The sequence below is a fragment of the Granulosicoccus sp. 3-233 genome, assembly GCF_052681095.1.
Map to the genome: position 1 here is coordinate 744683 of NZ_JBQYLE010000002.1, position 25066 is coordinate 769748.

Here is a 25066-nt window from a genome sequence, read left to right on the forward strand (position 1 = left end):
ATCTCAGGCGCTTCCACCAAACCAGGGTGTCTCCTGGCGCAGATGGCTGATATCATTTCGCTGATCCATGATGCACTGCGCCTCGTCGAAGCGCTGCGAGATCAGATCCGTATCGCCGTTGTCCTTGCGCGATGCACAACTGCAGTGGTACAGGCGTTGAAGATGGTCCCTCAGCTGTTCCCTGGATGAGCCGGGTCCCGCATGCCAACCGCATTCGGACAGAAGCGCCATGGTGTGCAGGGTGACGTTCATGTCGGTTGCGACATATTGCCGTGTCTGATCGAACATCGCCTTGCACAGCCGATCCAGGTCGACGGGCTTGAGCTGGACACGAGTACGGTGCCATGGAAACGTCGCGGCGTTTTCCCTTTTCGCTTGTCGCTCCTGATGAAGGTATTGCATCAGGGCCGTACGAAACCAGTTCATGCAACTGATGGCTGTGTAGGGATCGTTGATCCCCGGGGACAGTGTCCTTGCAATCACCTCGCTCAGTTGTTCCACCAGAAACAGCACGTTCTGCTGTTCCGTACGTTCTTCTCCTGTCACCAGGCACTCTCGCAGCTCATCTGCGTCCGTCTCTGCATTGGCGGAGGTCCAGACACTCATCAGGCAATCGTGAGTGGTGGTGAAGTCCCCGGGACGGTAGTGGATCATGACCAGCAGGTCCCTGTCCTCGGCAATGCGGTTCAGATTGTCAAGGTCGATGGCCTGTACGTAGCCTATGGTGAGAGACTTGACCTCGTGCAGGGTCTTTCCCCGAATGGCTGTATCGAAGTCGGGAGCGTCTGTCAGGGGCAGGCTATCACTCTGCTGCGGGAAGAGCTCGGTGATCCGCAATTCCAGAGAACGACCGATGCTGGCCGTGATGTTTTCGATATTGATGGTTTCCGTGATGTGATGGATGAAGTAGATCAATACGGAAATGGATGCAAAGGCGAGTATCAGAGCAAGGCAGATGCTCAGCAAGGGGACGAAGGCGGCGATCTCCCTGCCCGATTCCAGGGTTGTGGAGCCATGCACGCCGGTCATCACCGTCATGCTGTACACAAAGGTGCCGATGAAGGTGCCAAGCGTGTACTGACTGCCCTTGTCCCGCATGAAGTTGTTGATCAGGCGCGGACCGTAGTTGGAGCTGGCGAAGGACACGGCAACCATCGTGATGGAGAATGTCACGCCAGCCACGCCCAGAATGGCGGTGGCAATCGTACTGAGAATCGTGCTGGCATCATCGGTAGCCAGACGCATGTAATCGGCCAGCCAGCTCATCGAATGACGGGCATCCAGCCAGCGCATCACAATGGCCAGTATCAGGGCTACCGAGACCATGTACATGGGAACGAACCAGTAGCTGGCGCGCAGGTCATGAAGATGTTTGATCAATCGTGCATGCATGGCGACCTGATGTCCTTGACCTTGTAGCGGGGGGCGTGCATTGAGGCACGGTAAGGTAGCATCGTGCAGCAGCAATCGATTGTGGTCATCCGCAATCTACATTCGGTGCGAGGCGATGGTCAATTGTTACAAGAAGGTAGTGAGCGACGGTCTGCCGATTTAAGTTGGTGGCCAGATCACACGAGATACACAAGCGATGCCCTTGCCAAGCGGACAACTCTCCATTTCAGATTCTCTGAAGCAAGGCGAGTTGGCGCTGCGTGGGCGGACACGGTCATGAATATCCTGATAGTGGAAGATGATGAGCAGACCCATGCTGCGCTGATGAACCTGGTTCGCCGAATGGGTTTCAACCCGCGCGGTGCTCGCACAGGTGGGGAGGCCATCGACGAGGTGCTGCGCAGCGCTCCCCAGGTTCTCATTACTGACTGGGATCTGGGGGAAAGACTCAGTGGGGTCGAAGTGGCGGCGCTGGCACAGGATCGTCGCGACAGTTGTCGGGTGGTATTCTGCTCCGGCAATAACATGGCACTCCTGAGACAGCGGACGAGTCATCTGCACCATTGCAGCTTCATCAGGAAGCCCAGCTCTCTGGCTCAGCTCAGGCAGGAATTCCGGGTGATTCTCGATACCGCCTGTTGCCAGGGAATCTGACCTGGTGTTGCCCAGCGAGGCAGTTGGTGCAGGACCAGCGCGAGTGCAGCAGAGTCTTGCCGACGGCATTCTCGGGACGCGAACTCAGCTCTTGTGCAATTCGAGTCTCATGACATATCCAGCAGAGACGAGGTGGATCGAAGGACGTCAGACGGCGAAACGCCGTACCGCTTCTGAAAGGATCGACTGAAATGAGCGGCACTGACAAAGCCGCAGACATCGCTGACTTCGCCTACCGAAGCATCGCCCTGCGACAGCAGTTCGTGCGCTCGCTGGAGTCGCAGCTGACGATAGAAACGCGCCGGGCTGGTGTTCAGATGTCGCTGGAAAAGTCGTTCCATTGCCCTGGTTGACAGATTGATGTGTTGCGCCAACGCCAGCTTGCTGACCGGCTCATCCAGATTGTTGCGCATCAGTCGCAAGGCACTCTGCAGGTTGGCAGGCAGCTCGGCCTGTTCCTGTTTCCACGAGCGTGGTCGGCTGTCGGCAGACACCATCGTATCGGCCTTGAGGATCTGCCTGATGGCATGCACCGTCTCGGCGGAGTCGTGACGACCGATAAGCATCAGCATCAGTTCGAAGGCACTGCTGGGCCCGGCAGCCGACCAGCGGGTGCGATCCACCACCAGGGTGTCTGGGCGAACCGTCATGTGCGGGTGTCTCATGCTGGCCAGCGTATGGTTGTCCGGGTGGAGCGCGCAGCCGTAGCCAGTCATCAGGCCGGCTGCCGACACGGCCAGTATGCCGTTCCAGAGACCTCCCAGCTGGGTTCCCTGCTGATCGCGCAGACGAAGCCAGTTCGAGAGCTGCGGGTCTTCCTGCAGATCGCATCGGTAACCACCGCAAATCAGTACGATGTTGGTTGACGCCTCGTTCGGCGGCAGCTCTGACTGACTGATGAGGCTGTCCGCTGTCAGGTGTATGCCCAGATCGCTGACCACCGAGTGTTCTGTCAGGGCAATCGTTCTGAACGCAAACAGCGGTTGCCCACTGACCAGATTTGCGGTGGTCAGTGCATCGGCCGCAGCAGTGAAGCTCAGCAATGAGAAGTGAGATAGCAGCACGAACTCCACGGTGATCGGACAGTGCGTCCCGGCAACGGCTTGTGTAGGTGCTTTCATCGGTGGAGCATACTGCTCTTTCTGTCGCAAATTGCAATCAATGGCGTATTCAGACAAAAGATGTACGTGAATTGTCAGGACCGCAAGCGTCGACAAGTCCACAATAGCCGTTCAGCCCTTCGCATGCAGACAACGGACATGAGTCGATTTTCCGGATTTGGCCTCATCAAACAGGCGTTCCGTCACCAGGAGCACTGGCAGCGGATGTGGCGCAATCCCAAGCCCAGGAAACACTACGACATCATCATTGTCGGTGGTGGCGGGCATGGGCTGGCAACGGCTTATTATCTGGCCAGTGTGCATGACAAGGTGAATGTGGCGGTCATCGAGAAAGGCTGGATCGGCGGGGGAAATACCGGTCGCAATACCACCATCGTCAGATCCAATTACCTGTGGGATGAAGCAGCACAGTTGTACGAGCACGCCATGCAGCTGTGGGAGGGGCTATCACAGGAACTCAACTACAATGTGATGTTCTCGCAGCGAGGGGTCATGAATCTCGGCCATACTCTGCAGGACATGCGCGATATCCAGCGACGAGTGAACGCCAATCGGCTCAATGGCATCGATGGCGAGGTGCTCGATGCCCGGCAATGTGCCGAGATCGTGCCGATCATGGATTGTTCAGGCAACACCCGTTATCCGATACTGGGTGCTTCCTGGCAGCCGCGAGCCGGTGTCGCCAGGCATGATGCCGTGGCCTGGGGATTTGCCCGTGGCGCGGACAGCTACGGAGTGGATATTCTGCAGCAGACGGAAGTCACGGACATCGTGATCGAAGATGGTGCCGCTGTGGGTGTGGAGACGGCGCAGCACGGGCGGATAGGTGCTGACCGGATCGGCTGTGTCACGGCTGGCAATTCGGGTGTTCTCGCAGGCTATGCCGGATTCGAGCTGCCGATAGAATCGCATCCGCTGCAAGCCTATGTCTCCGAGCCGATCAAACCGATTCTGGATACTGTCGTGATGTCCAATGCCGTACACGGTTACATGTCTCAATCCGACAAGGGAGATCTGGTCATCGGCGCGGGCATCGACGGCTATGTGGGTTATGGGCAGCGCGGTTCCTACCCGGTCATCGAACACACCATGCAGGCCATTTTGGAGTTGTTCCCCGTGGTCTCGCGGGTGCACATGAACCGCCAGTGGGGTGGCATCGTCGATACCACTCCTGATGCCTGTCCCATCATCTCCAAGACGCCGGTTGAAAATCTGTTCTTCAACTGCGGCTGGGGTACCGGAGGCTTCAAGGCAACGCCCGGCTCAGGTCATGTCTTCGCCGATATGCTGGCCACCGGTGAGCCCAACGATCTCAGCAGGGCTTTCGACTACTGGCGCTTTCACAGTGGTGCCCTGATTGACGAGCACGGTGCTGCAGGCGTTGCACACTGATTCCCGACGATACGACAAACGACTGACGCTGCCATGTTTCTGATTCATTGCCCTTATTGCGGCGAACACCGCGAAGAAGAGGAATTTCATGCTGCTGGCCAGGCTCATCTGCCCAGGCCTGCGGATCCGGATTCACTGAGTGACGAGCAGTGGGGAAATCATCTCTACTACCGCAAGAACCCGCGTGGCGTGCATCGCGAGCTGTGGGTGCATGCGGCCGGCTGTCGCAAGTATTTCAATGTGCTTCGCAATACACAGACCTACGAAATCTACGGCACCTACAAGGCCGGTGAGATGCTGGAGTATGACGGCGAGCCGGAGGTGACCGAGACGGGCTCGGTATTGAACTGGAGCACTGAATCATGATGAGCTCGCATCAGCTGAAGATTCAGCAGCGCAATCGCCTTTCCCGAGGTGGTCGTATCAATCGGGACAAGCCGCTGGTGTTCAGCTTCGACGGTCGGCGACTGATGGGCTATGAGGGGGACACACTTGCATCGGCTCTGTTGGCCAACGGGGTTGACATTGTCGGCCGCAGCTTCAAGTACGGTCGTGCGCGCGGCATCATGACCGCGGGTGTGGAAGAGCCCAACGCGGTGCTGCAGATCGGTGCCAGCGAGGCGACACAGACTCCCAACATCAAGGCGACCGAACAGACGCTGTACGACGGACTGGTGTGCGAACCGGTCAATGGCTGGCCGAATGTGGAGGCGGACGCGATGGGTCTGCTCGGTAGACTGGCAGGCCATCTGATGTCCCCGGGCTTCTACTACAAGACCTTCATGTGGCCAAGATCGCAATGGGAAAACTACGAAAGATTCATCCGCAAGGCGGCGGGTCTGGGACGTAGCCCGAAGCTTGCCGACGTTGATCGTTACGATCACATGAATCATCACGTGGACGTGCTGATCGTGGGCGCCGGGCCGACCGGTCTGGGTGCCGCACTGAGCGCAGCCAGACAAGGCGCGCGAGTCATGCTGGCGGATGAACGCAGTGAAGCCGGTGGTTCACTGCTGTTCAGTCATGAACAGATCAACGGTGGCGATGCCATGGCATGGGTAGATCAGGCGGTACAGGAGCTTCGTGACAATCCGCGAGTCACACTGCTGCAACGTGCCACGGTCAACGGCTACCACGATCATAATTTCCTGACGATCAGCGAACGACGATCCGAGCATCTTGGCGACAGGGCCCCGGGGTACATGACCCGGCAGCGCCTGCACAAGGTCAGGGCCGGCAGTGTCGTGTTGGCAACCGGGGCGCATGAGAGGCCACTGGTTTTTGCCAACAATGACCTGCCAGGATGCATGGTCGCCAGCAGTCTGTCGCACTATATAAGACGTTTTGCCGTCGTACCGGGCAATACTCTGGTGGTCATGACGAGCAATGACAGTGGTTACCAGAGTGCATTCGACTGGCACGATGCCGGACGCAAGGTGGTGGCGATTGTCGATACCCGTCGCGAACCCGATGGCAGCGTTACCGAGCTGGCATTGCAGAAGGGCATCAAGGTGATCACCGGCTCTGCGGTGATTGAAGCGCGTGGCCGCAAGCGGGTATCTGGTGCGCTGGTCGCTCCCATCAATGCCGGGGCGAGCTTTGTCACCGGCGAGAGCCAGTTGCTGAGCTGTGACACCATTGCGACCAGCGGTGGCTGGAGCCCGGTTGTGCATCTGTCCTGTCATACTGGAAGTCGGCCGGTGTGGTCGGAAGAAGCACTGGGCTTCGTGCCGGGTGATACCACCGAACAGCGTTGGAGTGCGGGGGCCATGGCCGGCTTGCAGAGCCTGGCAGAGTGTCTGCAGGATGGCTTGCAGGCGGGCAGTGACGCAGCTGCTGCAGCCGGCTACCCGGACGCCGATGATCAAGAGGACTGGCCGAGTGCAGGTCCGGGTAACGACGTGGTCTGTGCAGCCATGCCGGTGTTTCTGGTACCACACTCCAGACCAAGCAGCCGGGCGCCCGGGCAGTTCGTCGATATGCAGAACGATGTAACCGCTGCAGGGATTCAGATGAGCACCCGCGAAGGGTTTGAATCCATCGAACATGTGAAACGCTATACGGCGCTGGGGTTCGGCACCGATCAGGGCAAGACCGGCAATATCAATGGCATGGCGATTGTTGCGAAGTCTCTGGGCAAGAGCATGGCAGACACCGGCACAACGGTGTTCCGCCCCAATTACACGCCGGTGAGTTTTGGCGTGGTGAGTGGTGCACATACCGACCTGTTGTTCGACCCGCAGCGATTCACACCCATGCACAGCTGGCACCTTGAGCAGGGTGCAGAGTTCGAGAACGTTGGTCAGTGGAAACGTCCCCTGTATTTTCCCCGGGGAGATGAAACCCTGGAACAAGCGATTGCCCGAGAGCAGCTGGCAACTCGCAACGGTGTGGGCATTCTGGATGCAAGCACTCTGGGCAAGATCGATATCCAGGGCAAGGATGCTCGTGAGTTTCTGGGGCGTGTGTATACCAATGCCTGGGCAAAGCTGGCTCCCGGACGTTGTCGGTATGGCCTGATGTGCGGTGAGGACGGCATGATCATGGATGATGGCGTGACGTCCTGCCTGGCGGAGAATCATTTCCTGATGACCACCACGACCGGTGGCGCGGCCCATGTCCTGTCCTGGATGGAGAACTATCATCAGACCGAGTGGCCTGAGCTGGAGGTCTTCTTCACCAGTGTCACCGACCAGTGGGCCACCATGACCATCGCCGGGCCCGACAGTCGCAAGCTGCTGGGCAAGTTGACGTCCATCGACTTGTCAGCCGCGAATTTCGGTTTCATGGACTGGCGCGAGGCCGCCGTTGCCGGAGTACCCGCACGAATATTCAGAATTTCCTTTACTGGTGATCTCTCCTACGAAATCAATGTACCGGCGCAGTACGGACTGGCGGTCTGGAATGCCTTGTTCAAGGCTGGCAAGGAGTTTGATCTGACACCCTATGGTACGGAGACCATGCATGTTCTGCGGGCGGAAAAGGGATTCATCATTGTCGGTCAGGATACGGACGGATCGATGACCCCCTACGACATGAATCATGGCTGGGCAGTTGCCAACAACAAGCCATTCAGCTTCATCGGAAAGCGCGGCATGAACCGGCAGGATTGCCTGCGAGGCGACCGCAAGCAATTGGTCGGACTGATGACAAGCAACCCTGATGCCGAGTTGCCCGAAGGTGCGCAGGCAGTACGTGACCCTGATCAGGCCATACCCATGAGCATGGTAGGTCATGTGACCTCCAGCTACGTCAGCGCCACGCTGGAACGTCGCATTGCCATGGCGGTCATCAAGGATGGTTTGAACCGATTGGGCGAGAAGGTCTACTTTCCACTCAAGGGCGGCTCGGTGATCGAGGCCACCATCTGTTCCCCGGTGTTCTTCGACCCGGAAGGCGTGAGGCAAAAGGCATGAGTAATCCGGTATCCGATGTAGCCGTCATGGATCAGTACGCTGTCAGTCGAAAGGCTTCCGATATGGTCGGCGCGAAAACCCCGCTGGCGCATGTCGGTCTGCCAGTTCGGAGCAGAAGATCATCGATGAAAACCTCGATCGCTGATATCGTTGATTCGAAATCCACGGCCGAGCAGATCGAACCCACGGTGTTGCTGGAGGAGGCGCAGCTCACCGGGATGCTGATATTGCGCGCCAGCGCTGCCCGTGACCAACTGTCGGCGGCCTTGCGAAGCGTGCTCGAGCTGGAGTTGCCGGAGCGACTGCAGAGTGATGCCAGGGGGGCGCATTTCTGCGTTCGCTGGATGTCCCCTGATGAATGGTTGCTGAGCTGTCCCATCGAGCAGGCATACGACATCGAAAAGAAGCTGCGTGCGGCCATTACCGGGCACATTGCCATTGTCAATGTATCCGGTGGTTACTGTCTGCTGACATTATCTGGTGTCGATGCCATCAATGTCATGCGTAAAAGTACCTCGTACAACATCAATCCGGAAAACTTCCCACCCGGCAAGGTTGTCAATACGGTGATGGCCAAGGCGCAGGCTACACTGATGAAGCTGGATGGTGACCGCTACGAAGTACTGGTGCGGCGCAGTCTTGCCGATTATCTGTGGCTCTGGTTGCAGCGTGCGGGCAAGGAGTATGGACTACAGGCAGTCGTGGCTACTGCCTGAATGCTGTCGACAGCGTACTTCGCATCAGGAATCGTTTCTCTTCTGCAATACTGGCACCGGATCGATGGCGCTCCATAGCGGGGCGCTGGACTTTGCGGTGGATATGAGCACACCGGCTTTCAGTAACCAGGAGACAAAGCCTGCGGTCAGCGCGACGCTTGCCCCCGTGCCGATTGCCACGACCAGTTGCTGCTGCTGATTCTGCTCTTTTGCCGTTTCCGACAAGTCCTGGGTCAGCGTGTCGCTGCCGTCCAGCATGGAAGGTGCCAGAGTAAGCTGAAATGGGAGTATCTGGAATTTCTCCATGATGGATTGCGGGCTCATCAGTCCCCGTTTCTGCAGGTCACTCATTATTTCAAGCAACCGTGTCTTCTCCGAGGACTCGTTGCCGTAGCCCGATGCACTCAGCGAGGAAACAGGGTTTACGATGTTCGGGTTGTCGAGCGCCATTGACACCAGATCGGGAGCCATATCGAACTTCGGGTCGTGGAAGTGATCACCAACCGGGGTGGTTGTCTCTGATTGCTCCACGACTTCGTCGGCCGCGCTATCCGGTTCCGCTGGCTTTTCCTGTACGTGATACTCGGTATCCGATGGCGTGATTTTTCCTGGCACAGGCAAACTGCTGTACGTCGATTCCATGGACTCGGACAGTGTGGTTTCCAGTTCCGCCAGTATGTCCATGTCGACCGTGGACTCGGGCAGCGCTGCCTGCAGCCTGGGATCGTCGAGGATGCTGATGGTCAGCGTTGCCTGAGTGGCGTTGCCAGCGGAATCAACGAGCATGACTTCCAGCGTATAGCGACCTGTGTCGAGGTGCGCAATCTGGCTGAGCTGCGCGGTGGCATTGTCGTAGTGGAATGACGATGCTGCATTACCGCCCACGATGGTCAACTCGACGATATCACCGCTGTCCGGATCCACGATACTCAAGGTGCCAATGTCGCCATTGTGCTCGGGTGTGCTCTGGATCTCCCGAATATTGATCGAGGGGGCTTCATTGAGGTTCGTCACTGTGACAGTCTGTGTCTGAGTCGTTGACTGGTTGAGGGAATCCGTTGCCGTCAATTCAAGCTCGTACCGATTGTCCTTGTCATGATCCTGTGGCACTTCGAAATCGGGATTGTTGCGGAAACGCAGTTCTCCACTGTCAGGGTCGAGCGAGAACAGTCCGGCATCCTCACCACCCGTTATGCTGATTGTCGGCGTATTGCCATTGATATCGATGGCCGTGATGATTCCTGCCAGCGTACGGTTCTCGGTGATACTGATATTGTCTGCGGAAGTGATCGTGGGTGATTCATCGATATCGCCCACTGCCACCGTGAAACTGCGCGTGGCCGTTGAGCCATCGCTGGAGGTGGCGTTGACGATGAAGGCAAGCTCATTGCCCGCTTCGTGATCCAGCGGAATTGTGGTGGTAATGACACCCTCGCTATCGATCTGGAACGCCGCTGCGTCGGGGCCACCCAGGGTGTATGAGACCGTTTGTCCGGCATCGCCATCCTCGCTGTGTGCAGTAATGCCCACGGCGGTGCCGATAACGCTGTTCTCCATGACAAAACCTGCTTGACCGGCGGTATTGTCCAGATCGGTGACAGGTGACAAGTCTTCATCCGGCAAGTCGCTGATGGTCACGAAGATTGTCCTGGTGATGACTGCATTGTCAGAGCCCGAGCCATCATCAACGCTGATGGTCAACTCATGAACCCGATCGCCGTTGGCATCGTCAGGGTTCTCGTAATCGGGTGCTGTGGAGAATGCCAGTGTTCCGCTTACGGGGTCAATGGTGAACATGGCGGCATCACTGCCTCCGATAATGGCATATGTCAACGCATCCCCATCAGCATCCGATGCCGTGACCGTGGTAATGACGACACTGTTCTCGGCAACGGTGAAGCTGTTTTCAGAGTCAATGACCGGGGCGTTGTTGACATTATTGACCGTCAACAGGAAGCTGCGATTGCTTTTGAGTCCAGCGGCATCGGTAATCTCCACATTGAAGGTGGCAGACCCATTGTCGGCCTGCTGTGGGGTGCCCGTCAGCGTCGCGGTACCATCACCATTATCTACCATCGTCAGCCAATCGGGCAGATCGGGTGAGTGAAACGAGTGCGAGTCGCCCTGGTCAGGATCATGGCTGTTGATGATCACCGAGTAACGACTGTCTTCGGTGGCATCCGGCAAGGTGGTGTCCGTAACATGGACAGGCGCTTCGTTGATATCGCTGACAGAGACACTGAAACCGCGCATGGCCGTCGAACCATCACTGGAAGTGGCAGTGACGATAAAGCTGCGTGTGTCGGCTTCTTCATGATCCAGCGCTGCCGCGGTAGTGACTACGCCATTGGCATCGATGCTGAACAGGGCTGCATCGGTGCCACTCAGCGCATAGCTGACGGTTTGTCCCGCATCACCGTCGCTGCTGTGGGCAGTGATACCCACGGTACTGCCAATGGCACTGTTCTCGTCGACGATGCCATCACTGCCGTTGCTGCCAGTGGTGGCGTCCTGGTCAATGATCGGTGACAGATCCTCATCAGGCAGATCAGTGACACTGACCGTGAATCCGCGTGTGGCTGTCGAGCCATCAGTGGAGGTCGCGGTGACAATGAAACTGCGAGTGTCGGCTTCTTCATGATCCAGCGCGGCGGCGGTAGTGACTACGCCATTGGCATCGATGCTGAACAAGGCCGCATCGGTGCCGCTCAGTGCATAACTGACGGTCTGACCCGCATCACCATCGGTACTGTGGGCGGTGATGCTCACGGTGCTGCCGATACTGCTGTTCTCGTCGACGATGCCATCACTGCCGTTGCTGCCAGTGGTGGCGTCCTGGTCGATGATTGGCGATAGATCTTCATCAGGCAGATCAGTGACACTGACCGTGAATTCGCGTATGGCTGTGGAACCATCAGTGGAGGTCGCGGTGATGATAAAGCTGCGTGTTCCGGCTTCTTCATGATCCAGGGCGGCGGCAGTGGTAATCACACCATTCGCATCGATGCTGAACAGGCCCGCATCGGTGCCACTCAGTGCATAACTGACGGTTTGTCCCGCATCACCGTCGCTGCTGTGGGCAGTGATACCCACGGTACTGCCAATGGCACTGTTCTCGTCGACGATGCCATCACTGCCGTTGCTGCCAGTGGTGGCGTCCTGGTCAATGATCGGTGACAGATCCTCATCAGGCAGATCAGTGACACTGACCGTGAATCCGCGTGTGGCTGTCGAGCCATCAGTGGAGGTCGCGGTGACAATGAAACTGCGAGTGTCGGCTTCTTCATGATCCAGCGCGGCGGCGGTAGTGACTACGCCATTGGCATCGATGCTGAACAAGGCCGCATCAGTGCCGCTCAGTGCATAACTGACGGTCTGACCCGCATCACCATCGGTACTGTGGGCGGTGATGCTCACGGTGCTGCCGATACTGCTGTTCTCGTCGACGATGCCATCACTGCCGTTGCTGCCAGTGGTGGCGTCCTGGTCGATGATCGGCGACAGATCTTCATCAGGCAGATCAGTGACACTGACCGTGAATTCGCGTATGGCTGTGGAACCATCAGTGGAGGTCGCGGTGACAATGAAACTGCGAGTGTCGGCTTCTTCATGATCCAGCGCGGCGGCAGTGGTAATCACACCATTCGCATCGATGCTGAACAGGCCCGCATCGGTGCCACTCAGTGCATAACTGACGGTTTGTCCCGCATCACCGTCGCTGCTGTGGGCAGTGATACCCACGGTACTGCCAATGGCACTGTTCTCGTCGACGATGCCATCACTGCCGTTGCTGCCAGTGGTGGCGTCCTGGTCGATGATTGGCGATAGATCTTCATCAGGCAGATCAGTGACACTGACCGTGAATTCGCGAGTGGCTGTGGAACCATCACTGGAAGTGGCAGTGACGATAAAGCTGCGAGTGTCGGCTTCTTCATGATCCAGCGCTGCCGTGGTAGTGACTACGCCATTGGCATCGATGCTGAACAAGGCCGCATCAGTGCCGCTCAGTGCGTAACTGACGGTCTGACCCGCATCACCATCGGTACTGTGGGCGGTGATGCCCACGGTGCTGCCGATACTGCTGTTCTCGTCGACGATGCCATCACTGCCGTTGCTGCCAGTGGTGGCGTCCTGGTCGATGATTGGCGACAAGTCCTCATCAGCCAGGTCGGTAACACTGACGGTGATGGCTTGTGTTGTTATGGAATCTGGTGACGCGGTACCGTCATCGGCGCTGACTATCAATTCATGGACCTGGTCGAGGTCGGCATCCCGAGGGTTCTCGTAATCGGGCGCTGCGGAAAAGCTCAACTCCCCGGTAGTGGCATCGATGGTAAACAGAGCGGCATCGGCACCACCTGCGATGGCATAGCTCAAGCTGTTCCCATCAGCATCATTTGCGCTGATCGACGCGATATCGCTGGCATTTTCCGTGATAGTGAATGTATTTCCACTGGTGAAGACCGGGGCATCGTTGACGTTGCTGACGGTCACGGTAAAGGTGCGAGTACTCTTGAGTCCTCCGGCATCCTCGATTTCCAGCGTGATGGAATGACTACCGACGTGATTGTTCTGTGGTGTGCCACTGAGGGTTGCCGTGCCGTCGTTGTTGTCGATCAGCGACAACCAGTTCGGCATCGCAGTATTGTTGAAGCTCAGTGAATCCCCTGTATCAGGGTCACGCGTTGAGATGGTGGTGGTGTAGTAGGAGTCCTCGGTGGCATCGGGCAATGTTGAATTGCTGGTAAAAACCGGTGCCTCATTGACATTACCGACGGTCACGATGAAGTTGCGGCTGGCCGTCGAACCATCACTGGAAGTTGCCGTGACAATGAAACTGCGAGTGTCGGCTTCTTCATGATCCAGCGCGGCGGCGGTGGTAATCACACCATTGGCATCGATGGTGAACAGAGCGGCATCGGTGCCACTCAGTGCATAACTGACGGTTTGTCCCGCATCACCGTCGGCACTGTGGGCATTGATACCCACGGTGCTGCCGATGGCACTGTTCTCGTCGATGATGCCATCACTGCCGTTGCTGCCAGTGGTGGCGTCCTGGTCGATGATCGGCGACAGATCCTCATCGGCCAGATCGGTGACACTGACCGTGAATCCACGTGTGGTCGTCGAACCATCACTGGAGGTCGCCGTGACGATAAAGCTGCGTGAACCGGCTTCTTCATGATCCAGCGCTGCCGCGGTAGTGACTACGCCATTGGCATCGATGCTGAACAGGGCCGCATCAGTGCCACTCAGTGCATAACTGACAGTCTGCCCCGCATCACCGTCGCTGCTGTGGGCAGTGATGCCCACGGTGCTGCCGATGGCACTGTTTTCGTCGATAATTCCCTGGTCGCCGGCGAGGGCGTCCTGGTCAATGATTGGCGACAGATCTTCATCGGCCAGATCGGTGACACTGACCGTGAATCCGCGTGTGGCCGTCGAACCATCACTGGAAGTGGCAGTGACGATGAAACTGCGAGTGTCGGCTTCTTCATGATCCAGCGCCGCTGCGGTAGTGACTACGCCATTGGCATCGATGCTGAACAGGGCGGCATCAGTGCCACTCAGCGCATAACTGACGGTCTGACCCGCATCGCCATCGGCACTGTGGGCATTGATACCCACGGTGCTGCCGATGGCACTGTTCTCGTCGATGATGCCATCACTGCCGTTGCTGCCAGTGGTGGCGTCCTGGTCGATGATTGGCGACAGATCCTCATCGGCCAAATCGGTGACACTGACCGTGAATCCACGTGTGGTCGTCGAACCATCACTGGAGGTCGCCGTGACGATAAAGCTGCGTGAACCGGCTTCTTCATGATCCAGCGCTGCCGCGGTAGTGACTACGCCATTGGCATCGATGCTGAACAGGGCCGCATCAGTGCCACTCAGTGCATAACTGACAGTCTGCCCCGCATCGCCATCGGTACTGTGGGCAGTGATACCCACGGTGCTGCCGATGGCACTGTTTTCATCGATGATGCCTTGGTCGCCGGCGAGGGCGTCCTGATCGATGATCGGCGACAGATCCTCATCGGCCAGATCGGTGACACTGACCGTGAATCCACGTGTGGCGGTGGAACCATCACTGGAGGTCGCCGTGACGATAAAGCTGCGTGAACCGGCTTCTTCATGATCCAGCGCGGCTGCGGTAGTGACTACGCCATTGGCATCAATGCTGAACAGGGCGGCATCAGTGCCACTCAGCGCATAACTGACGGTCTGTCCCGCATCACCATCGGTACTGTGGGCAGTGATACCCACGGTGCTGCCGATGGCACTGTTTTCGTCGATGATGCCCTGATCACCGGCGAGGGCATCCTGGTCAATGATCGGCGACAGATCCTCATCGGCCAGATCGGTGACACTGACCGTGAATCCACGTGTGGTCGTCGAACCATCACTGGAAGTGGCTGTGACGATGAAACTGCGAGTGTCGGCTTCTTCATGATCCAGCGCGGCGGCGGTGGTCACCACGCCATTGGCATCAATGCTGAACAGGGCCGCATCGGTGCCACTCAGTGCATAACTGACAGTCTGCCCCGCATCGCCATCGGTACTGTGGGCAGTGATACCCACGGTGCTGCCGATGGCACTGTTTTCATCGATGATGCCTTGGTCGCCGGCGAGGGCATCCTGGTCGATGATCGGCGAGAGGTCTTCATCGGCTGTATCCGTGACGGTGACGGTGATGACTTGTGAGGTGGCGAAATACGGTGGTCCTGCGTTGTCAGTTACCGAGACAATGACTTCATGGACATTGTTGCCATCTGCATCCAGCGGATTTTCGAAGTCCGCTGCGCTATTGAAGCTGAGCTCTCCGGTGGCCGCGTCAATGGAAAAAAGTGATGCATCACTACCGCCGTTGATGGCATATTCCGGGTCATCGCCATCCTCGTCCGTGGAGGTGATCTGCGCTGCCACCGTGCTGTTCTCGCTGACCGTGAAACTGGACGGAGAGGTCAGCACGGTGGGATCATTGACGTTCTGTACGTTCAGCGAAAAAGTGCGTGTGCTCTTGAGACCGGCGGCGTCTTCGATGTCCAGCGTGAAACTGACGGGCCCGATGTCGCCTTGAAGCGGGGTGCCACTCAGGGTCGCCGTGCCGTCCAGGTTGTCCTGCATCGTCAACCAGCTGGGTAGATCCGTTGCGCTGAAAGTGCGGGTATCGCCGGAGTCGGGATCGCTCGTGTCGATGTTGACGCTATAAGCTGCGTCTTCATCGGCATCAGGTAGGGTGGCAGGGGTGAGAAATACAGGTTGCTCATTGATGTCCACGACAGAGATGTCGATGATCTGAGTGTCTGTTGCGCCTTCGTTATCCGTGACTTCAACCCACACCTGATATTCGGATTGCGTCTCGTGATCCGGTGGATTGTTGAATGAGAGCTGGCCTGTCACCGGATCGATCGAAAAGCTGTCATGATCGACGAATGGACGGATGCCGTATGTCAATACAGCACCGATGTCGACGTCACTCGCAGTGACCTCCGTGACGTCGATGTCGCCTTCATTCACAACGATACTGGCAAACACTGTTCCACCATCGCTGGTGATGACAGGCGCATCGTTGGATGCAGTGATGCTGACCGTCGTCTGTCCAGCCGCTGACAGATCGCCACCGCTGCCTTGCGCGCCCGCGTTACCGTCCTTCAGTGTCCAGTTGATCTGAACACTGCCGGGTGGGTTGTCGTTCGAATTCTGATAGGTGATCTGTTGAAGCGCGTGATTGACATCTGCGTTCGTAGGTATTTCACCGTTTGCATCGGTGAATGTCAGCGTCAACTGCCCTGGCGTACTATTGGCATCGAATATGCCAATGACCTGTCCGCCCTTGATGATCTGATTGCCCGACAGGCTGAGACCATTGGCGGTAGTGAATCCGAAGATATCATCCGCATTGGCGAGCGAGTCACGCTCCAATACCAGGCTGGCCCCCGAGAAGTTGTCGGCTTCACTCAACTCACGATCAAACACCTGCACATCTGCATCGAGTACAACAGGAGCAGTATCTTCGGTGTAGGCTGGCGTGGCATCCAGTGTATTGCGGGCGTTGAACTGTCCATTGAGAGTACCGTTGTCCCGAATGCTGGCAATGAACATGTTTCCGTCACTGTTGCCGGCGACCATGATATTACCCATTGCATCGATATCCACAGCCGTGGCGCTATCGGTAGCGCCGCTGATATCGAATCGTGCCATCCCATTCGAATTGAAGCTGGTGTCCAGACTGCCGTCCGTGTTCAGCCTGAATACCGAGACATCATTGTTGGACCCATTGTAGCCATTGCCTGCCACCACGATCCGGCCATCCTGTTGAATGGTGAGCTTGTTGACTGATTCGAACGGACTGCCGACGTTGACGATCACATACCCTGTGCCTCCGAAGCTGCTGTCCAGACTGCCATCGGTGAGAAAGCGGGAAATCTGTGATGGGTAATCTGCCGCATCCGAGTTGCCGCCGACGACGATCTTGCCATCCGCGGCGATTTCCAATGTAGTCGCTTGCAGATTGTCACCGGAGACGAGAATGATATGGCCATCGCCACTGAGTGTGTTATCGAGAGCCCCGTCCACTGTCAGCCTCACGATTCTGGCTTCGGTTGTCGTGCCATTGTCGCGGTAGCCGGCGAGTACGACCTTGCCATCGGTCTGAACCTGCAGGGCTCCGGCTTCGGCATCACCGATTCCCGTATCGATGATCCGGTAACCGGTGCCATTGAAGCTGCTGTCCAGATTGCCATCGCTGGTTGCGCGGAGTGCCAGCATGGCGTCGACGCCTGCTACCTTGACGTGGCCACTGGCCACGATACGGCCGTCCGTCATCAAGTCGATGTCCGTGATGACTGAACTGGTAGTGCCGGCCAGGGAAAAGGCAGCGACACCTGCCGAACCGAAAGTGGTGTCCAGAGAGCCATCGCTGTTGTAGCGAATCATGACCGCTTCGTTCGCGTTGCCGAGACTCCGAGCACCAGCCAGTATGATCTTGCCATCGCCTTGCAAGGACAAGGCTGACACGGTTTCATTGTTGCTCGTCAGCGCGCTGATGATCGTGCCGCCGTTGCCAAATCCCGTATCCAGGGAGCCATCTGCATTGAAGCGTGTCAGCGCGAAATCCAGGTCCTTTCCGGATGCCGCTGTATTGACGGCACTCAGCACCAGATACTTGCCATCGGGCTGAGTCACCAGGTCGACAGCACCGTTGTACAAGTTCGCCAGAGCCACGGTGTGAAAGCCTTCGCCAGCGTGGAAGTCAGGGGCCGAATTGACCGTCGCATGGGACACGGCAATGACATTGGCCGCGAATTCCGAGGTATCCGAGAATCCGCCGCTTCCATTGTCCACCGTTGCTGTCGCTGTCACGTATTCACCGGCCGCTACATTCGCATCAAGTATCACCTGGGTAGTGGCCGAGCCACCGGCATCTGTTGTCATCGTGGTGTATCCGATCATTCGCTGCGCATCACCATGGCCGCTTGCATCGGCAGTGGAACTGGCAAAGAACTCCACTCTGAATGTCGTGTTGGTGCTCGATCGAATCTCGCTGTCGATGCTCAATTCACCTGATTCGCCAACGATGACATTGGCGAGGACGGGGAAATTCTGCAGATTGTTGGCGCCTGAATCGCTATCGTCCGCATCATTGTCAGTGACCGCGTCACCATCCAGGTCAATCCCGATTCCGCCATTGTCACGGATGGCATTGCCAAGCATGGCATTGCCGGTAGCGCCGCCTTCCACCCGTATGCCGTTGCCGATGTTGAAGGCGATGACATTGCCGGAACCGGGCAGAGTACCACCCAGCTGATTGTTGTCGGATTCAAGCCAGATGCCATGTCCGTTGTTGCCTAGGTCAATGGTGTCACTGGCGTCGGTGCCGATGCGGTTGCCGATGAGGGTGTTCTGGTCGGCGGCAGAGAGTATGGCTATTCCATGACTTGTATTGCCGGATATGATGTTGCGTTCGCTGCTGGTATTTCCGCCGATACGGTTGTTACTGGTATTGATGGCAATGCCGTAGCCAAGGTTGCCCAGGAGCGTGATTCCATCGACGGCAAGACCGATGAGATTACCGGAAATCGTATTGCCGTCGGCATTGTTGGACAAGGTGATGCCTGAACCCGCATTGCCCGAGATCAGATTGCCATCACCGTTGCCTGATCCGCCAATCTGCGTATTGCTGGCCGCACCTGATAGCTGAATGCCGCCGAGATCATTGCCGATTGCCACGAATCCGGAAGCATCAACACCGATGTAATTGCCTTTTACCACAACGTTGGTTGTACCGTTGATGGAAAGACCATAGGTGGCATTGCCCGACAGGATGTTGCCTTCATTGGCAGCTGCGCCGCCAATGGTTACCAGCTCCGTGCTGTCCCTGACATGGATGCCGTAGTCGCCATTACCCAGCGTCAATGAGCCAGCGCTGTTCGTGCCGACAAGATTGCCTTGAACCGTCGCCGAGGTGGTCGTACCCTGGAGATTCAGACCGATATCGCTGTTGCCGGCAATGATGTTTCCCTCGCCGGGCAGGGAGCCGCCGATACGCGTGTTGGTGGCATCATCGATGTAGATGCCGGTCAGGTTGGCAAGCGGCGCATCTCCTGCGGCATTGGTGCCGATCAGGTTACCGGTGATGATATTGTCGCTGCTGGTTGCCAGGCTGATGCTGATACCGTAGCCGCTGGCATGCCCGGATATCAGGTTACCGGTGCCGGCCGTGCTGAGGCCTCCAATGGTGTTGTTACTGGCCCCCCCGGTGATCAGGATGCCGCTGGATTGACTCCCCAGCGCACTGTTACCGTCCAGAGTGGTGCCGATACGGTTGCCCTGAATGATGTGCCCATCGGTTCCGGCGCCCCAGAAGCTGATTCCGGCATAGGCATTACCGGAAATCAGATTGCCTTCTCCCGCGCCACGGTCACCACCGATCAGAGAATTTCCGGGACCGGAGACCAATCTGATACCACTGCCCCCGTTTCCGATGACACCACTGCCGTCGACGGTGGTTCCGATGAAATTGCCCTGCACGACATTGCCGTCGGTGTTGCTGCCGTTGAGACGGATACCATTGTCGGAATTACCGGAGATGATGTTTCCTTGGCCGATTCCCGAGCCGCCGATTCGGTTGGCACTGGCGCCACCATAGAGCGTTATGCCATCCTGAGTGTTGCCCAGGGTCGTGCTGTCCACGGAGTTTGTACCAATGTAATTGCCGACAATTGTATTGTTGTCGGAGCCCGTTGACCCCAGTCTGATGCCGTTCTTGTTGGCAACGATGATGTTCGCTTCGCCTGCCGTTCGATCGCCGCCGATCGTGTTGTTGGCAGATCCATTGCTCAGTTGAATGCCACTATCACCATTGCCGATGCTCTGTGATGCAGTGATATCAGTGCCGATACGATTACCGACGATCGAATTGTTCTCGGTTGGAGCGTTGTAACTGTCGATCTTGATGCCATCGAATCCATTGCCTGATATGACATTGGCATGGGTGATATCGCCAGTACCGATCAGAGTGTTCTGTGGCCCATAATAGATCTCGATTCCATTGCGGGCGTTACCCAGCAGTGAGACACCATCGGCCTGAGTGCCGATGAAGTTGCCAAATATGACGTTTCTGTCCGTTGTGGTGTTTTCGATTCTTATGCCCGAGCCACTCGGGTTCAGCAAGTCACTGAAGTCTCCATTTCCGGAGATCACATTGCCTTCTGCCAGCGCATAGGGACCGGAGTTGTCATTGCTGCCACCAATCCGGTTGTCGCTGGCACCGCGTTTCACGTAAATGCCATGCTGTACGTTGGGGATACTGATGCTACCTGTGATATCGGTGCCGATGTAATTTCCCACGACTGCATTGTCGGTGGTGGTGGAGCCATTGTTGCCGTCGATGGTAATCCCGGTCTGGGTATTGCCCGAGATGATGTTTCTCTCGTGGAGCCCGCTGCCGCCTATGAAATTGTCCTGGGCACCATTGGAAATCTGGACACCGTGTCGACCGTTGGCCAGCGCGTTGCTGCCGTCCAGACTGGTGCCGATCAGATTGCCAAGGACGTCATTGGAATCCGTATAGGAACCGCTGATGGTAACCCCATCGTAACCGTTTCCTGACACGAGATTGCCGCTACCGGCCGTGCTACCACCGATCGAATTGCCGTAGGTACCACTCGTCAGGGATATACCGCTGTCAGCATTGCCCAGAATGCCTGTGCCATCAGCAGTTGTACCGATCCTGTTGGCTGTCAGCTGATGGTAGGTCGTGTAAAAGCCGGTGAGGCTGACGCCATTCGAGCCGTTGCCGGAAATGATGTTGGCGTTGATCTGCGACCCGGAGGCATGATCGATGATGTAGATGCCGTTCTGACCGTTTGCAATGGCAGCTGTACCGCTATTGTTCGTACCGATGAAATTGTAGTTGACGCTGACGTTGGTCGAGCCTGCGCCCGTCAGCAGAATTCCATGGTTGCCGTTGCCGGCAATGACATTGCTACCCGCAAGCGTTCCGTCGCCGATCGCGGTATTCGAGGAATTCCTGTTCTCGATACCGTGACCCGAATTGCCATAGTTGTCGGTGCCATCGGTGCCGATGAAGTTGTGTATCAAGGTGACGTTGTCAGTGTCGGTCAAGGAGATACCATGGCTCGGGAAATGAATGATCTGCAGGTTGCTGATCGTGCTGTTGTCACTGCCGGCAACCAGGCTCAAACCGACGGCGCTGCCGGAACCGATGGCGCTACCGTCGAGTACGATGTTGTTCTCACCGTCGATGTCCAGCTGACTGGTGATGCCTGGCAACGCCGTGGTCAGTTGTATGGTGCCTGTCACCTCGAAAACGATGGTGTTGGGTCCGCCATCCAGATTGGCTTCTTCAATGGCCTCGCGCAGGGAATCCGTGCCCGAGTCATCCAGATTCTTCACCATGATTTCGCCCAGTACGCTGGCATAGTCCTGTAATGCGATTGCGGTGGTGTCGGTTTCCGTGTCGATCAGGCCAGCACGAAATTCAAGACTCCAGTCGCCGCCCAGCGCCGCGTTGCCGGACAGATCGTCTGATGCTGCAATGTCGGCCTGAGTCAACTCGCCGAACAAGGATGTGAAGGCCTGACCTTCAACAGAGCTCGCCAGGTCACAGCCATAGATGAGAATGTCGGCACCTTGACTCAGTGACGTCGACCATTGATTGACCTGTTCGGCTCGCTGCAACAGTTCATTCATGTCCAGCGTCGTATTGCCCAGCTGCAGTCTGGCGTCGCCACCATGCGAAAACAGGCGAACGCTGGTCACATTCTGGTACTGATCCAGTACCGAGCTGATCTGATCCACACCATCGGATTGCGAATCGATGAAATGCACGGCACGCTCACTGTCGTTCTCGACGGACAGTTGCTGTGCGATCCATTCCGCATTGTCCACCCCACGATCGATGATGACGAGTTCTACAGCCGGGGACTCGCTGTGTTCCAATGCGCTTGTGGAGGCACTGTTGGCGGCTTGCGATTCGACAGTACTCAGCAGATTGCCGGCGGATGTCTCGTGGGCAGCCAGAATATCGGTGGTGGCGAAGAGGCTGGCAGCATCGGCGGAGAACAGGAGGCGCGGCTCCAGAGCTTCCAGCCGGAACGCATCATTCTGCCTTTGCGGGCGGTTGTTCAACTTGTCTTTCATGCCATTTGCCAGAGCCGGTCGACAGCTGTCGGGTCGGTGAGATCTGGCAACAGCGCCATTGCATCCGGCTTGATCGGGCAACTGCCTCGATCAAGCGGCGGTATATCGACTCTTTGCCAGGCCAGGGGTTACGCGAGGCATGCAACTCATGCACATCCACGCCCTGTTAGCGGCGGCGGATGCGGATATCTGAACGCAAGGATGTAACGGTGCGATCAGGACAAACGCTGGCGAAAATCCTCGTAACCGAATTCACGGACGATTTCCAGTTCGTCGGTGCGTGAATCCCAGACAGCGATCGCTGGCAGCGGAATGCCATTGAAGGTACTGGTCTTGACCATGGTGTAGTGCGACATGTCGTCGAATGCCAGACGATCGCCGATTTTCAGCGGACGTTCGAAGCTGTAGTCGCCAATCACGTCTCCTGCCAGGCAGGTCATGCCGCCCAGTCGGTAAGTGTGCGCCAGTTCTCCGGGTTTTCCCGAACCGAGTACATGAGGTCGATAGGGCATCTCCAGCGTGTCGGGCATATGGCAGGTCGCGGAGGTGTCGAGGATGGTCTGCTGAAATTCGGTCTCGGCAATGTCTAGCACTTCACAGACCAGCACGCCGGTATGGATGGCCACGGCCTCGCCAGGTTCCAGGTACACCTGCACCTGATGACGTGCCGAGAATTCACGGATGAGACGAATGAGTTCCTCCACCTGATAACCGGGTTCGGTAATCAGATGGCCGCCACCGAAATTCACCCATTCCATCTGCGGCAGTACATCGCCGAAACCGGCTTCAACTGCTGCCAGGGTACGAGCCAGAGGCGGTACATCCTGCTCGCAAAGCGTGTGAAAGTGCAGGCCGCTGATGCCGTCCAACTCGTCGGGTTCGAACTGGGCCCGCGCGATACCAAGCCGCGAACCCGGTGCACAGGGATCATAGATGGGGGTTGTACCCTCGGAGTGCTCCGGGTTGATTCGCAGGCCTGCCTTCAGCTGTGGGCGCTGCTTCTGTTCCGCCTTGACGTCATCCCGAAAGCGGCGCCACTGGTTGAAGGAGTTGAATACCAGGTGATCGGCAAGCAGTAACAGCTCGCGCATGTCGCTGGGCGAGTAGGCCGCCGAAAACACGTGGACTTCGCCGTCGTAGTAGTCTCGACCCAGACGCGCTTCGTGAACACCGCTGGCACAGATGCCGTGCAGGTATTGCGATACAAGCGGCGCCAGATGCCACATGGAAAATGCCTTCAACGCAGAGAGTACATGCGCACCACTTTCATCGGCAACGTGTTTCAGGATGGCCAGATTGGCTTCGATACCAGCCTTGTCCACCACGAAACAGGGTGATGGCACGCGTCGGCTGTCGAATTTGAGGAAGGGATTGTCTGTCAAGGTGGGAAGCTTGTCCGTGTAGGGCTCTGGAAGTCGGGGCAGGTTCACCCGTCACGCGTGTGAACCTGCCTTGCGACATCGCGTCAGTCGAGGCTGACCGATTCCGGTGTCGTCTCGACCCAGGGTAGACCGTACTTGTTCAGATCGGCCATGAACGGATCGGGGTCCAGCTGCTCTACATTCCAGACACCCGGTTGCATCCAGTGACCTTCCAGCATCATCTTGGCACCGATCATGGCAGGCACACCGGTGGTGTAGGAGATGGCCTGTGACTGCACCTCGGCATAGCAGGCTTCATGGTCACTGATGTTGTAGATGTAGTACTGTCTGGGTTTGCCGTCCTTCTCACCACGAATGAGGCAACCAATGCAGGTCTTGCCCTTGGTCAGTGGACCCAGGCTGGAGGGATCAGGCAGCAAAGCCTTCAGGAACTGCAATGGCACGATTTCCTGACCATTGAACTCGACGGGATCGATGCGCGTCATGCCGACGTTTTCCAGCACTTCCAGGTGCTTCAGATAGTTGTCCGAGAAGGTCATCCAGAAGCGTGCACGCTTGATTTCCGGCAGGTGCTTGGTCAGCGACTCCAGCTCTTCGTGGTACATCAGGTACATGGGCATTTCGCCAATGCCTTCCGGAAAGTCGAAGACATGACGAACTGACAATGGGTCGGTTTCCTGCCAGGCACCGTTTTCCCAGTACCGTCCCTTGGCCGATACTTCGCGGATATTGATTTCCGGATTGAAGTTGGTTGCAAACGGTTGGCCGTGGTCACCGGCATTGCAGTCGATGATGTCCAGGTAGTCGATACGGTCGAAGTGATGCTTCCTGGCGTGAGCCGTGAAGATACCGGTGACGCCCGGATCGAATCCGCAGCCCAGCAGTGCCATCAGACCTGCTTCCTTGAACTTGTCCTGGTAGGCCCACTGCCAGTGATACTCGAACCTGGCATCATCAGGTGGCTCATAGTTGGCTGTATCCATGTAATGCACACCGGCCTCCAGACAGGCATCCATCAGGTGCAGATCCTGATACGGCAGTGCGACGTTGATCAGTAGATCGGGTTTCTCCGCCTTGAGAAATTCGACCATGGCGGGCACATCATCGGCATCGACACTGGCCGTGCGAATGGGACGATCCAGTTGCGCGGCAATGGCATCGCATTTGGACACGGTGCGACTGGCCAGCACGATGTCATGGAAAACGTCTGCGAGTTGAGCGCATTTGTGAGCGACTACGCCGCCGACACCGCCTGCGCCTATTATTACAACCTTGGACATGCTGACTCCTGATTGATTGTTAGGTGTTGGGTGCCGGGAAGGCAA

At 57.2% G+C, this 25066-nt stretch carries 10 protein-coding genes; 5 read left to right on the forward strand and 5 right to left on the reverse strand.

Translation table 11 applies throughout. The features are described from left to right. Positions 1-3: 3 nt before the first annotated feature. Positions 4-1392 carry a DUF2254 domain-containing protein gene (locus ACUNV4_RS08145; RefSeq protein WP_430878013.1) on the reverse strand — a complete coding sequence of 463 codons (1389 nt, stop codon included), beginning with the start codon at positions 1390-1392 and terminating at the stop codon, positions 4-6. A 276-nt stretch (positions 1393-1668) separates the two neighbouring features. Between ACUNV4_RS08145 and ACUNV4_RS08150 the strand changes: the two genes are divergently transcribed. Then, positions 1669-2046, forward strand: a complete 378-nt coding sequence (locus ACUNV4_RS08150) for a response regulator (RefSeq protein ID WP_430878014.1) — start codon at positions 1669-1671, stop codon at positions 2044-2046. Between the two features lie 107 nt (positions 2047-2153). On the opposite strand, the gene ACUNV4_RS08155 is transcribed toward ACUNV4_RS08150, so the two are convergent. Then, a complete protein-coding gene (locus ACUNV4_RS08155; RefSeq protein WP_430878015.1) occupies positions 2154-3167 on the reverse strand; it encodes a GlxA family transcriptional regulator in 1014 nt (337 codons plus the stop codon). 138 nt (positions 3168-3305) lie between these two features. Here ACUNV4_RS08155 and ACUNV4_RS08160 point away from each other — a divergent pair, with 138 nt between their 5' ends. From ACUNV4_RS08160 to ACUNV4_RS08175, 4 genes are all read left to right on the forward strand, one after another. Further along, complete coding sequence (locus ACUNV4_RS08160; RefSeq protein WP_430878016.1) at positions 3306-4559, forward strand: sarcosine oxidase subunit beta family protein; 1254 nt, start codon at positions 3306-3308, stop codon at positions 4557-4559. 33 nt (positions 4560-4592) lie between these two features. Next, positions 4593-4925, forward strand: a complete 333-nt coding sequence (locus ACUNV4_RS08165; protein WP_430878017.1) for a sarcosine oxidase subunit delta — start codon at positions 4593-4595, stop codon at positions 4923-4925. Then, positions 4922-7975 (forward strand): sarcosine oxidase subunit alpha family protein, encoded by a 3054-nt coding sequence (locus ACUNV4_RS08170; protein ID WP_430878018.1) that lies wholly within the window; start codon positions 4922-4924, stop codon positions 7973-7975. The genes ACUNV4_RS08165 and ACUNV4_RS08170 overlap by 4 nt, the downstream gene beginning before the upstream one ends. A gap of 125 nt (positions 7976-8100) precedes the next feature. Then, positions 8101-8691 carry a sarcosine oxidase subunit gamma gene (locus tag ACUNV4_RS08175; protein WP_430878019.1) on the forward strand — a complete coding sequence of 197 codons (591 nt, stop codon included), beginning with the start codon at positions 8101-8103 and terminating at the stop codon, positions 8689-8691. 24 nt (positions 8692-8715) lie between these two features. Here ACUNV4_RS08175 and ACUNV4_RS08180 read toward each other — a convergent pair whose 3' ends face one another. The 3 genes from ACUNV4_RS08180 to ACUNV4_RS08190 form a co-directional block, all read right to left on the reverse strand. Next, the gene (locus ACUNV4_RS08180; RefSeq protein ID WP_430878020.1) at positions 8716-22359 is read right to left on the reverse strand and encodes a cadherin domain-containing protein; all 13644 of its coding nucleotides are present in this window, start codon (positions 22357-22359) and stop codon (positions 8716-8718) included. A 215-nt stretch (positions 22360-22574) separates the two neighbouring features. Next, positions 22575-23741, reverse strand: a complete 1167-nt coding sequence (nspC, locus tag ACUNV4_RS08185) for a carboxynorspermidine decarboxylase (RefSeq protein WP_430878021.1) — start codon at positions 23739-23741, stop codon at positions 22575-22577. A gap of 83 nt (positions 23742-23824) precedes the next feature. Continuing rightward, the gene (locus tag ACUNV4_RS08190) at positions 23825-25021 is read right to left on the reverse strand and encodes a saccharopine dehydrogenase family protein (RefSeq protein ID WP_430878022.1); all 1197 of its coding nucleotides are present in this window, start codon (positions 25019-25021) and stop codon (positions 23825-23827) included. Positions 25022-25066: the final 45 nt, after the last annotated feature.